We start from the raw sequence: 12,602 nt of genomic DNA, 5'->3' as shown, positions 1-12,602 counted from the left end.
TGATTCTGGAAGATTTCCGCGCCAACAGCTGGAGCCTGCGCCCGTGCTGCATGGTACTGGCGTACCGTATTGCGCATTTTTGCTCCGTCTGGCGCAAAAAAAATGTTCTCAATAATCTGTGGGCGGCACCGATTCTGGTGCTGTATCGCATCATCACCGAGTGTCTGTTTGGTTACGAAATTCAGGCTGCAGCCACCATTGGGCGACGCTTTACCATTCATCACGGTTATGCCGTGGTGATCAATAAATTTGTCGTCGCGGGTGATGATTTTACGATTCGCCACGGCGTGACCCTCGGCAACCGTGGCCCGGCGAGTCTGGCGTGCCCGGTGATTGGCAACAATGTCGAACTGGGCGCAAACGTCGTCATGATCGGTGAAATTACCGTAGGTAATAACGTCACTATCGGCGCGGGCAGCGTGGTGCTGGACAGCATTCCTGATAACGCACTTGTCACCGGTGAAAAAGCCCGTGTGAAGGTCATCAAATGAATATTCTTCAATTTAACGTTCGCCTGGCAGAGGGCGGGGCGGCAGGCGTCGCGCTGGATTTGCATCAGCGCGCGCTGCAAAAAGGTCTTCAGTCACGTTTTGTCTACGGCTATGGCAAAGGTGGCAAAAAAAGCGTCAGTCATGATAATTATCCTCAGGTCTTAAAGCAGACGCCGCGCCTGACGTCGATGGCCAATATCGCGCTGTTCCGCCTGTTTAACCGCGATCTGTTTGGGAATCTCAAAAGCCTTTATCGCACCGTGACCCGCACCAGCGGCCCGGTAGTGCTGCATTTCCACGTATTGCACAGCTACTGGCTCAACCTGGAAGAGGTAGTGGCGTTTTGCGAGAACGTGCAGGCACACAAACCGGACACCACATTTGTGTGGACCTTACACGATCACTGGAGCGTCACCGGTCGCTGCGCCTTTACCGACGGCTGCGAAGGCTGGAAAACAAACTGCCAGAAATGTCCGACGCTTTCTAATTATCCCCCGGTAAAAGTGGATCGCGCGCACAAACTGGTGGCCGGCAAACGTCAGCTCTTCCGTGACATGCTGGCGCTGGGGTGTACTTTTATCTCGCCAAGTCAGCACGTCGCCGATGCGTTTAATAGCCTGTACGGCCCGGGCCGCTGCCAGATCATTAACAACGGTATTGATGTGGCGACCGAAGAAATTCTGGCGGAACTCACGCCGGTGGCCGTGACCCCTGGTAAACCGAAAATCGCCGTGGTGGCACACGATCTGCGCTACGACGGGAAAACCAATCAGCGGCTGGTACGCGACATGATGGCGCTCGGCGACAAAATTGAGCTGCACACCTTCGGTAAATTCTCGCCGTTTGAGGGCGATAACGTCACCAACCACGGGTTCGAAACCGATAAGCGCAAGCTGATGAGCGCCCTGAACGGAATGGATGCTCTGGTCTTCAGTTCGCGCGTGGATAACTATCCGCTGATTTTGTGCGAAGCGCTGTCCATTGGCGTGCCGGTCATTGCAACCCACAGTGATGCTGCGCGTGAAGTGCTGGAAAAATCAGGCGGAAAAACCTTCAGCGAAGATGAGGTTTTACCGCTGGTGCAACACGCCAAGGCGGACATCGCACAGGCTGTTTTTGGCACTGACCTGGAATCGTTCCGCAACCGCAGCCGTAAAGCGTACAGCGGCCAACAGATGCTGGAGGAATATGTCTCGTTCTATCAGAATCTGTAGTTATCTGCTGCTTCCGCTTATATACCTGCTGGTCAACGTCAAAATTGCCCAGCTCGGCGAAAGTTTTCCGATAACCATCGTCACCTTCTTGCCCGTTTTGCTGTTGATGTACGTTGAGAAAATCAGCATCAAGAAGCTGATGATTGCCCTGGGGCTCGGTTTTGGCTTAACGGCTTTCAACTATGTCTTCGGTCAGTCGCTGGACGCGAGCAAATACGTTACCTCCACCATGCTGTTCGTTTATATCGTGATTATTATTGGCATGGTGTGGAGTATTCGTTTTAAAACGATTTCCCCGCACAATTATAGGAAAATCCTTAGATTCTTTTATATTGCCGTGACATTCATTGTTGTGCTTGCTGCATTGGAAATGGCGCAAATTATTTTGACCGGCGGCAGTAGCCTGATGGAAATAATTTCGAAATATCTCATTTACAGTAACAGCTATGTACTGAACTTCATTAAATTTGGTGGTAAGCGAACCACGGCGCTTTATTTTGAACCCGCATTTTTCGCTCTGGCATTAATCTCAATTTGGCTGAGCATCAAACAGTTTGGTATCAAAACCCCCAAGACCGATGCTATGATTCTTGCAGGGATTGTCCTGTCAGGCTCATTCTCTGGGGTAATGACGTTTATCCTGTTTTACCTGCTTGAATGGGCATTTCAGTATCTGAACAAAGACGCGATCAAGAAAAAACTACCGTTAGCAATAATTTCGCTAACCGTGTTTTTAGTGGGCATTGTTTTTGCATTTCCCTACATCGCAACGCGTCTGGGTGATTTAGGCACGGAAGGCTCGTCTTCTTATTATCGAATTATTGGGCCGCTGGTGATGGTTGGGTATTCTTTAACCCATATCGATGGCGTAGTCAGATTTGGCTCACTTTATGAATATGTTGCATCATTCGGAATCTTTAACGGTGCGGACGTCGGTAAAACCATAGACAATGGTCTGTATCTGCTGATTATTTATTTCTCATGGTTCGCAGTGCTGTTAACGCTGTGGTACATGTTTAAAGTTTTCAAAATGATGCTCAATGCATTCGGTGATAATCAAAACTTTCGTGTGCAGCTTTATCTTTTTACGCCGGTGTCGCTGTTTTTTACCGGGTCAATATTTAGCCCGGAATATGCATTCTTAATTGTGTGTCCGTTTATTTTGCGTAAAGCGCTCAATATTACGCGGGTATGACGAAATGAGGTGGTTTATGTTTCGATATTCAAACTTATTCAAGTTGCATCAAGGCGGCAAGGCGGACAATTCCCAGGCGCTGACACAAGTCAGTGACTGGGGTGAACAGATGAAGCCAACGCAGAGGCAGCTTGAACAATGATGAATATAAGCGTTATTACTGTCGCCTTTCGCAACCACGAAGGGGTAGTAAAAACCTGGCGCTCGCTGCGCAACCTGGCACGCGATCCCAGCCTCACGTTTGAATGGATTGTGGTCGACGGCGGCTCAAATGATGGCACGGCTGAATTTCTCGAAAAACTGAACGGGGAGTTCAACTTACGCTACATCAGTGAGAAAGATAAAGGCATCTACGATGCGATGAATAAAGGCATCGAGATGGCGCAGGGGCGCTATACCATTTTCCTGAATTCGGGCGATATCTTCCACGAAGACGTGGCGCTTTTTGCGCGTCAACTTGCGCGTCAGAAAGACGACGCAATGGTCATCGGCGATGCGCTGCTGGATTTTGGTGATGGCAATAAAGTGTCCCGTAGCGCGAAACCCGGCTGGTATATTTATCACAGTTTACCGGCCAGTCATCAGGCAATTTTCTTCCCGACAGTCGGGCTGAAAAAACACCCCTATGATTTGCAATATAAGGTGTCATCTGATTATGCGCTGGCTGCCAGCCTGTATAAATCAGGTTATCCGTTCCGTCGAATTAAAGGCCTGGTGTCAGAGTTCTCAATGGGCGGCGTGTCAACCTCGAATAATCTGGAATTATGCCAGGATGCCAAAAAAGTGCAGCGCAATATATTACGCGTGCCGGGCTTCTGGGCGGAATTATCCTATTTATTCCGTCTGAAAACGACGGGCAAAACGAAAGCCTTATATAACAAAGTCTGAATATAAGGGAATGTTATGCAGGATCTCAGTGGTTTTTCCGTTCCCAAAGGATTTCGGGGCGGCAATGGAATTAAGGTGCAATTGTGGTGGGCTGTGCAGGCAACATTATTTGCCTGGTCGCCACAGGTTTTGTATCGCTGGCGCGCCTTTTTACTGCGAATGTTTGGCGCAAAAATCGGCAAGAATGTGGTTATTCGTCCGTCAGTCAAAATTACGTATCCGTGGAAATTAACACTCGATGATTATGCCTGGGTAGGGGATGACGCGGTGTTATATACCCTGGGTGAAATTACCATCGGCGCACATTCCGTGGTGTCTCAGAAGTGTTATTTGTGTACCGGCAGTCATGATTTTATGAGTCCGCATTTTGATATTAATGCCACGCCTATTGTGATTGGCGAAAAATGCTGGCTCGCGACGGATGTTTTTGTTGCACCTGGTATTACTGTTGGCGATGGCACGGTTATTGGTGCACGCAGCAGCGTTTTTAAATCGCTTCCGGCAAATAAGATTTGCCGTGGCAACCCCGCAGTGGTGATACGCGAACGCGTTGAAACTGAATGAATTCATAAGTAGAGGAAAATAAACATGTCTAAAGTCGCTCTCATCACCGGCGTTACCGGACAGGATGGTTCTTATCTGGCGGAGCTGTTGCTGGAAAAAGGGTATGAAGTTCACGGTATTAAACGTCGCGCTTCATCATTCAACACTGAACGTGTGGACCATATCTACCAGGATCCACATTCAGCGAATCCGAAATTCCATCTGCATTACGGCGATCTGACCGATTCCTCCAACCTGACCCGTATCCTACAGGAAGTGCAGCCTGATGAAGTGTACAACCTGGGTGCGATGAGTCACGTAGCGGTATCGTTTGAATCCCCGGAATACACCGCAGATGTTGATGCCATGGGCACGCTGCGTCTGCTGGAAGCCATTCGCTTCCTGGGTCTTGAGAAGAAAACCCGTTTCTACCAGGCGTCCACCTCTGAGCTGTACGGTCTGGTGCAGGAAACCCCGCAGAAAGAGACCACGCCGTTCTACCCGCGCTCTCCGTACGCTGTCGCAAAACTGTACGCTTACTGGATCACCGTGAACTACCGTGAATCCTACGGCATGTATGCGTGTAACGGTATTTTGTTCAACCACGAATCCCCACGCCGTGGCGAAACCTTCGTAACCCGCAAAATCACCCGCGCGATCGCGAACATCGCTCAGGGCCTTGAGAAGACACTGCACCTCGGCAACATGGATTCCCTGCGTGACTGGGGCCATGCGAAAGACTACGTGAAAATGCAGTGGATGATGTTGCAGCAGGACAACCCGGAAGATTTCGTGATTGCGACCGGCGTGCAGTATTCCGTGCGTCAGTTCGTCGAGATGGCCGCAGCACAGCTGGGTATCAAACTGCGTTTCGAAGGCACCGGCGTTGAAGAGAAGGGCATCGTGGTTTCTGTTACTGGCCATGATGCACCAGGCGTGAAACCGGGCGATGTGATCGTTGAAGTTGACCCGCGCTACTTCCGTCCTGCTGAAGTAGAAACCCTGCTCGGCGATCCAACCAAAGCGCATGAAAAACTGGGCTGGAAACCGGAAATCACCCTGCAGGAAATGGTATCTGAAATGGTGGCCAAGGATCTCGAAGCGGCGAAAAAACACTCTCTGCTTAAGTCCCATGGCTACGAGGTTGCCATCGCGCTGGAGTCCTGAGAATGACCAAACAACGTATTTTTGTCGCCGGACATCGTGGGATGGTGGGATCTGCCATCGTCCGTCAGCTTGAGCAGCGCGGTGATGTAGACGTCGTGGTGCGTACCCGCGACGAACTGAACCTGCTTGACGGTCAAGCCGTGCAGGCATTCTTTGCGAACGAACGTATCGATCAGGTGTATCTGGCGGCGGCAAAGGTTGGCGGCATTGTCGCCAACAACACGTACCCGGCGGATTTCATCTACGAAAACATGATGATTGAGAGCAACATTATTCACGCCGCGCATCTGCACAACGTGAATAAGCTGCTGTTCCTCGGCTCTTCATGCATTTATCCGAAGCTGGCGAAGCAGCCGATCGCGGAGAGCGAACTGCTGCAGGGCACGCTCGAAGAGACGAACGAGCCGTACGCGATTGCCAAGATTGCCGGTATCAAACTGTGCGAATCCTACAACCGCCAGTATGGCCGCGATTATCGTTCGGTGATGCCGACCAATCTGTACGGTCCGCACGATAACTTCCATCCGAGCAACTCACATGTGATCCCCGCGCTGCTGCGTCGTTTCCATGAAGCGACGGCGGAAAGTGCGCCAGACGTCGTGGTGTGGGGAAGCGGTACGCCAATGCGCGAGTTCCTGCACGTTGATGACATGGCCGCTGCCAGCATTCACGTGATGGAGTTGGATCGCGAAGTTTGGGAGGAAAATACCGAGCCGATGCTTTCGCACATCAACGTCGGAACCGGAGTGGATTGCACGATCCGCGAGCTGGCGCAGACCATCGCGCACGTGGTCGGCTACAAAGGCCGTGTGGTGTTTGATGCCACCAAGCCGGACGGCACGCCGCGCAAACTACTGGACGTGACGCGTCTGCATCAGCTCGGCTGGTATCACGAGGTATCACTTGAGCAGGGGCTGGCAAGCACCTACCAGTGGTTCCTGGAAAACCAGCACCGCTTCCGGGGGTAATCATGTTTTTAAGTCAGGAAGATTTTGCCACGGTAGTGCGTTCTACCCCGCTGATATCCATCGATTTGATTGTGGAAAACGAGCGAGGGGAGTTCCTGCTGGGTCAACGAACCAATCGCCCTGCGCAAGGGTACTGGTTCGTCCCCGGCGGACGCGTACAAAAGGATGAACGGCTTGAGCGCGCTTTCGAGCGCCTCACGCTGGCGGAACTGGGGCTGAGCCTGCCGATGACGGCAGGCCAGTTTTACGGGATCTGGCAGCACTTCTATGACGATAACTTTTCTGGCACCGATTTCAGCACTCATTACGTGGTGCTGGGCTTTTGCCTGAAAGTGAATCAGGCCGATCTGAACCTGCCTGATTCACAACATGATGCTTACCGCTGGCTAACGCCAGATGCCCTATTGGCAAGCGATAACGTGCATGACAACAGCCGCGCGTACTTCCTTGCGGAGCGTCAGGTTGAGGCACCCGGTTTATGAGAATCTTAGTGTACGGCATCAATTATTCACCTGAACTGACCGGTATCGGCAAATACACAGGTGAAATGGTCGAGTGGATGGCCAGCCAGGGTCACGAGGTGCGGGTCATTACGGCCCCGCCTTACTACCCGGAATGGAAAGTTGGCGAACGTTATTCCAGCTGGCGCTATCGCCGTGAAGTGGGCAATGCGACCGTCTGGCGCTGTCCGCTGTATGTGCCTAAACAGCCTTCGACGCTGAAGCGCCTGATTCATCTGGGCAGCTTTGCGCTCAGCAGCTTCTTCCCATTGATGGCGCAGCGTCGCTGGAAGCCAGACCGCATCATCGGTGTGGTGCCCACGCTGTTTTGCACGCCAGGCATGCGCCTGCTGGGCAAACTCTCGGGCGCACGTACGATCCTGCATATTCAGGATTACGAAGTTGACGCGATGCTCGGCCTGGGCATGGCGGGTAAAGGCAAGAGTGGCAAGGTGGCCAAACTCGCCAGCGCCTTTGAGCGCAGCAATCTGCATAACGTCGATTACGTCTCAACGATCTCGCGCTCAATGATGAACAAAGCGCAGGAGAAAGGCGTTCCGGCTAAAAAATTGATTTTCTTCCCGAACTGGTCAGAAGTGGCCCGTTTTCGTGATGTGAGCGAGAGCGATGCGCTGGCCTTGCGTGCGCAGCTCGGTTTACCGGACGGCCAAAAAATCATTCTTTACTCAGGCAACATTGGCGAAAAACAGGGGCTGGAAAGCGTTATTGATGCCGCCGCGCAGCTGAGCAATCAGCCCTGGACATTCGTGATTGTCGGGCAGGGTGGCGGTAAAGCGCGACTGGAGAAAATGGTCAGCGAACGCGGCCTGACCCACGTGAAATTCTTCCCGCTTCAGTCCTACGAGGCACTGCCTGCGTTACTGAAGATGGGCGATTGCCATTTGGTCGTGCAAAAGCGCGGCGCGGCGGATGCGGTACTGCCGTCGAAATTGACCAACATTTTGGCCGTGGGGGGCAACGCGGTGATCACTGCGGAGCCAGAAACCGAACTTGGTCAGCTGTGCGACACCTACCCGGAGATCGCGGTTTGCGTTGAACCAGAATCAGTCCCTGCGCTGGTCGCGGGCATTGAACGGGCACTCGCCATGCCAAAACAGAACACGGTGGCACGTCAATATGCCGAACGCACGCTCGAAAAAGAGAACGTGCTTAGCCAATTTATTGCAGATATACGGGGATAAACATGAGTCAAAATAAACTTTACCCGGTTGTGATGGCGGGTGGCTCTGGTAGTCGGTTGTGGCCGCTGTCCCGCGTGCTCTATCCAAAGCAGTTCCTCTGCCTGAAAGGGGAACTCACCATGTTGCAAACCACGGTGTCGCGCCTGAACGGTGTGGAGTGCGAAAGCCCGGTGGTGATTTGCAACGAGCAGCACCGTTTTATCGTCGCGGAACAGCTGCGTCAGCTGAACAAACTGACTGAAAACATCATTCTTGAACCGGCTGGGCGTAATACCGCACCGGCCATCGCGCTGGCCGCACTGGCGGCACAACGCAGCAGCCCAGATTGCGACCCGATGATGCTGGTGCTGGCGGCGGATCACGTTATCCAGCAGGAAGATGCCTTCCGCGAGGCGGTTCGTGCGGCGATCCCTTACGCCGAAAGCGGCAAACTGGTGACCTTCGGTATCGTACCGGATCTGCCAGAAACCGGCTATGGCTACATTCGTCGTGGTGATGTGACGCCGGGCGAAGGCGACAGCGTGGCGTTTAACGTGGCGCAGTTTGTCGAAAAACCGAATCTTGATACCGCCCAGGCGTATGTGGCCAGCGGTGAGTATTACTGGAACAGCGGCATGTTCCTGTTCCGCGCGGGACGTTATCTGGAAGAGCTGCAAAAGTATCGCCCGGATATTCTGAGCGCCTGCGAAAAAGCGATGGCCGTTGTTGACCCGGATCTGGACTTTATCCGCGTGGATGAAGCGTCATTCCTCGCCTGTCCTGAAGAGTCTGTCGATTACGCGGTGATGGAGCGTACGGCGGATGCCGTTGTGGTTCCCATGGACGCTGGCTGGAGCGATGTGGGGTCCTGGTCTTCCCTGTGGGAAATCAGCGCACACACGCCGGAAGGCAACGTGCATCACGGCGATGTGATCAGCCATAAAACCGAAAACAGCTATGTTTACGCCGAGTCTGGTCTCGTGACCACGGTGGGCGTGAAAGATCTGGTTGTCGTCCAGACCAAAGATGCGGTGTTGATTGCCGATCGCAATTCAGTGCAGGACGTCAAAAAAGTGGTCGAGCAGATCAAAGCCGATGGTCGTCATGAGCACCACATTCACCGCGAGGTCTATCGTCCTTGGGGTAAATATGACTCCATCGACTCAGGCGACCGCTATCAGGTCAAACGCATTACCGTGAAACCGGGCGAAGGGTTGTCGGTGCAAATGCATCATCACCGGGCCGAACACTGGGTTGTGGTGGCGGGAACCGCAAAAGTGACGATTGACGGCGACGTTAAACTGCTCGGTGAAAACGAGTCTATTTATATCCCGTTGGGTGCGAAGCACTGTCTGGAAAACCCAGGGAAAATTCCTCTCGATCTGATTGAAGTGCGTTCCGGCTCGTATCTCGAAGATGACGACATTGTGCGCTTCGAGGATCGCTACGGCCGGGTTTAGCGCTAACTGACCTCTTTCGCGCGGCAGATGAGTTGCAACGCGAAATCGAAGGGTTATTCAATTTAAAAATAAAATCTCCTGAACAGGAGAGGGCCGACTGTTGCCTGAAAAAGGGGTCATCATGGAAAAGTTAACCTGTTTTAAAGCCTACGATATTCGCGGCAAGCTGGGCGAAGAGCTGAATGAAGACATCGCGTGGCGCATTGGCCGGGCGTACGGCGAATATGTAAAACCAAAAACAATTGTACTGGGCGGCGATGTACGCCTGACCAGCGAGGCGCTCAAGCTGGCGCTGGCAAAAGGGTTGCAGGACGCAGGCGTGGATGTGCTGGATATCGGCCTGTCCGGAACCGAAGAGATTTATTTCGCCACCTTCCATCTGGGCGTTGACGGTGGGATTGAAGTGACCGCCAGCCATAACCCGATGGACTACAACGGAATGAAGCTGGTGCGTGAGGGCGCGCGCCCGGTGAGCGGTGATACGGGTCTGCGCGACGTGCAGCGTCTGGCGGAAGCAAACGACTTCCCCCCGGTTAATGAAGCGAAACGCGGCAGCTACACACAAATCGACCCGCGCAAAGCGTACATCGACCATCTGCTCGGCTACATCAACGTTGAGAATCTTAAACCGCTGAAGCTGGTGATTAACTCCGGCAACGGCGCGGCGGGTCCGGTGGTTGATGCGCTGGAAGCCCGCTTTACAGTCCTGAACGTTCCCGTCACCTTTATCAAAGTCCACAACACGCCGGACGGCAATTTCCCGAACGGGATCCCGAATCCACTGCTGCCGGAATGCCGCGCCGATACCCGCAACGCGGTGATTGAGCACGGCGCGGACATGGGCATTGCCTTTGACGGCGATTTCGACCGCTGCTTCCTGTTCGACGAGAAAGGCCAGTTTATCGAAGGCTATTACATCGTCGGTCTGCTGGCTGAAGCGTTCCTCGAGAAAAATCCGGGGGCGAAAATCATTCACGATCCGCGTCTGTCGTGGAACACGGTTGATGTCGTGAGCGCCGCAGGCGGTCAGCCGGTGATGTCGAAAACCGGTCACGCGTTCATCAAAGAGCGTATGCGCCAGGAAGATGCCATCTACGGCGGTGAGATGAGTGCTCACCACTACTTCCGCGATTTTGCCTACTGCGACAGCGGGATGATCCCGTGGCTGCTGGTGACGGAGCTGCTGTGTCTGAAAGGCCAGACGCTGGGTGAGCTTGTGCGTGACCGAATGGCGGCGTTCCCGGCGAGCGGCGAGATTAACAGCAAGCTGGAAAATCCTGCTGATGCGATAGCGCGCGTGGAGCAGCATTTTGCGCCGCAGGCGCTGGAAATAGACCACACCGACGGGATCAGCATGGCGTTCCCGGAGTGGCGTTTCAATTTGCGTTCGTCGAATACGGAACCCGTTGTGCGTCTTAACGTGGAGTCGCGGGCCGACACGGCGCTGATGGAGGCGCGAACACAGGACATTCTGGCGCTGTTGAAACAGTAATCCTTGCCCCCTTCCGCTGGAAGGGGGGACCCGATAACAGGACCAACGATGACAAATCTAAAAAAGCGCGAGCGAGCCAAAACGAATGCATCGTTAATTTCTATGGTGCAGCGTTTTTCTGACATCACCATCATGTTCGGTGGGCTGTGGGTGGTATGTAAGTTCAGCGGGCTGCCGTTTTTATACATGCATCTGTTGATGGCGCTGATTGCGCTGGTGGTATTCCAGATGATCGGCGGCATGACGGATTTTTACCGTTCGTGGCGCGGCGTAAAACTCACGACAGAACTGATGCTCTTGCTGCAAAACTGGACGTTGAGCCTGATTTTCAGCGCCGGTCTGGTGGCTTTTAACAGCGATTTTGATAACAGCTTTGTGACCTATCCGAGTTGGTATCTGCTCACCAGCGTTGGGTTAGTGGTCTGTCGAACGCTGATCCGCTTTGGTGCGGGCTGGCTGCGTAATCGCGGGTATAACAAGCGCTTTGTCGCCGTCGCAGGCGATTTGCCGGTCGGACTGGCGTTGCTGGACAGCTTTCGCAAAGAACCCTGGCTGGGGCTGGACGTGGTGGGTGTTTATCACGATGCAAAACCTGGCGGTGTGCCGTCTGAATGGGCGGGCAATATCGAACAGCTGATTGAAGATGCGCGTGCCGGGAAAATCCACAACGTCTATATCGCGATGCCGATGAGCGAGGAAAGCACGATCCGTAACCTGATGCGCGAACTGGCTGATACCACCTGCTCGGTGAGCCTGATTCCTGACGTGTTTACCTTTAACATTTTGCATTCCCGCATTGAAGAAGTTAACGGTGTGCCAGTGGTGCCGCTGTACGACACGCCGCTTTCCGGAATTAACCGTGTCCTGAAACGTCTGGAAGATATCGTGCTCGCGACGCTGATTTTACTGCTCATTTCCCCGGTACTGTGCGGGATTGCGCTGGCGGTCAAAATCAGCTCGCCTGGCCCGATTATCTTCCGTCAGACTCGCTACGGAATGGACGGCAAACCGATCAAAGTGTGGAAGTTCCGTTCCATGAAAGTGATGGAAAATGACAGTGTGGTCACCCAGGCGACGCAGAACGATCCCCGTGTTACCCGCGTGGGGAACTTCCTGCGCCGAAGTTCGCTGGATGAGCTGCCGCAGTTCATCAACGTGCTGACCGGCGGGATGTCGATTGTTGGGCCGCGTCCGCATGCGGTGGCGCACAACGAACAGTATCGTGCGCTGATTGAGGGCTACATGCTGCGCCACAAAGTGAAGCCAGGCATTACCGGCTGGGCGCAGATCAACGGCTGGCGCGGTGAAACGGACACCCTGGAAAAAATGGAAAAACGCATTGAGTTCGATCTGGAATACATCCGCGAGTGGAGCGTCTGGTTCGATATCAAAATCGTTTTCCTGACCATCTTTAAGGGCTTTGTGAATAAAGCGGCTTATTAAATGCCTTCCTCACCAGACGACTTTGCTTGCCATGTTGAACCTGGGCAGTGCTCAAAACCC

Annotated in this window: 12 protein-coding genes; all 12 read left to right on the top strand. The window is 53.4% G+C overall.

The window, feature by feature from the left end; translation table 11 throughout:
* The first annotated feature begins 2 nt into the window (after positions 1-2).
* The 12 genes from wcaB (at position 3) to wcaJ (ending at position 12,542) form a co-directional block, all read left to right on the top strand.
* On the top strand, positions 3-491 hold the full coding sequence (gene wcaB / locus ACKI5T_RS04700; RefSeq protein WP_407435992.1) for a colanic acid biosynthesis acetyltransferase WcaB: 489 nt from the start codon (positions 3-5) through the stop codon (positions 489-491).
* On the top strand, positions 488-1,705 hold the full coding sequence (wcaC, locus tag ACKI5T_RS04695) for a colanic acid biosynthesis glycosyltransferase WcaC (protein ID WP_407435906.1): 1,218 nt from the start codon (positions 488-490) through the stop codon (positions 1,703-1,705). Before wcaB ends, wcaC begins: the two co-directional genes overlap by 4 nt.
* Positions 1,680-2,900 carry a colanic acid polymerase WcaD gene (wcaD, locus tag ACKI5T_RS04690; protein ID WP_015959669.1) on the top strand — a complete coding sequence of 407 codons (1,221 nt, stop codon included), beginning with the start codon at positions 1,680-1,682 and terminating at the stop codon, positions 2,898-2,900. The genes wcaC and wcaD overlap by 26 nt, the downstream gene beginning before the upstream one ends.
* Positions 2,901-3,041: 141 nt before the next feature.
* Positions 3,042-3,788, top strand: coding sequence for a colanic acid biosynthesis glycosyltransferase WcaE (wcaE, locus tag ACKI5T_RS04685; protein ID WP_407435989.1), 747 nt, complete (start codon positions 3,042-3,044; stop codon positions 3,786-3,788).
* Positions 3,789-3,803: 15 nt separating this feature from the next.
* Positions 3,804-4,352 carry a colanic acid biosynthesis acetyltransferase WcaF gene (wcaF, locus tag ACKI5T_RS04680; RefSeq protein WP_407435904.1) on the top strand — a complete coding sequence of 183 codons (549 nt, stop codon included), beginning with the start codon at positions 3,804-3,806 and terminating at the stop codon, positions 4,350-4,352.
* A gap of 24 nt (positions 4,353-4,376) precedes the next feature.
* Positions 4,377-5,498, top strand: a complete 1,122-nt coding sequence (gene gmd / locus ACKI5T_RS04675; RefSeq protein WP_407435902.1) for a GDP-mannose 4,6-dehydratase — start codon at positions 4,377-4,379, stop codon at positions 5,496-5,498.
* A gap of 2 nt (positions 5,499-5,500) precedes the next feature.
* Complete coding sequence (locus ACKI5T_RS04670; RefSeq protein ID WP_407435900.1) at positions 5,501-6,466, top strand: GDP-L-fucose synthase family protein; 966 nt, start codon at positions 5,501-5,503, stop codon at positions 6,464-6,466.
* 2 nt (positions 6,467-6,468) lie between these two features.
* Positions 6,469-6,948 carry a GDP-mannose mannosyl hydrolase gene (locus ACKI5T_RS04665; RefSeq protein ID WP_407435898.1) on the top strand — a complete coding sequence of 160 codons (480 nt, stop codon included), beginning with the start codon at positions 6,469-6,471 and terminating at the stop codon, positions 6,946-6,948.
* Positions 6,945-8,168 (top strand): colanic acid biosynthesis fucosyltransferase WcaI, encoded by a 1,224-nt coding sequence (gene wcaI, locus ACKI5T_RS04660; protein WP_407435896.1) that lies wholly within the window; start codon positions 6,945-6,947, stop codon positions 8,166-8,168. Before ACKI5T_RS04665 ends, wcaI begins: the two co-directional genes overlap by 4 nt.
* Before the next feature lie 2 nt (positions 8,169-8,170).
* Positions 8,171-9,607 carry a mannose-1-phosphate guanyltransferase gene (cpsB, locus tag ACKI5T_RS04655; protein ID WP_015959662.1) on the top strand — a complete coding sequence of 479 codons (1,437 nt, stop codon included), beginning with the start codon at positions 8,171-8,173 and terminating at the stop codon, positions 9,605-9,607.
* 121 nt (positions 9,608-9,728) lie between these two features.
* Positions 9,729-11,099: a colanic acid biosynthesis phosphomannomutase CpsG gene (gene cpsG / locus ACKI5T_RS04650; RefSeq protein ID WP_407435893.1), complete on the top strand. Its 1,371-nt coding sequence runs from the start codon at positions 9,729-9,731 to the stop codon at positions 11,097-11,099.
* Positions 11,100-11,147: 48 nt separating this feature from the next.
* Positions 11,148-12,542 (top strand): undecaprenyl-phosphate glucose phosphotransferase, encoded by a 1,395-nt coding sequence (gene wcaJ, locus ACKI5T_RS04645; protein WP_407435891.1) that lies wholly within the window; start codon positions 11,148-11,150, stop codon positions 12,540-12,542.
* Positions 12,543-12,602 lie beyond the last annotated feature (60 nt).

The organism is Lelliottia sp., from assembly GCF_045627565.1.
GTDB lineage: Bacteria > Pseudomonadota > Gammaproteobacteria > Enterobacterales > Enterobacteriaceae > Enterobacter.
This window is presented reverse-complemented; position numbering and strand designations above follow the sequence as displayed.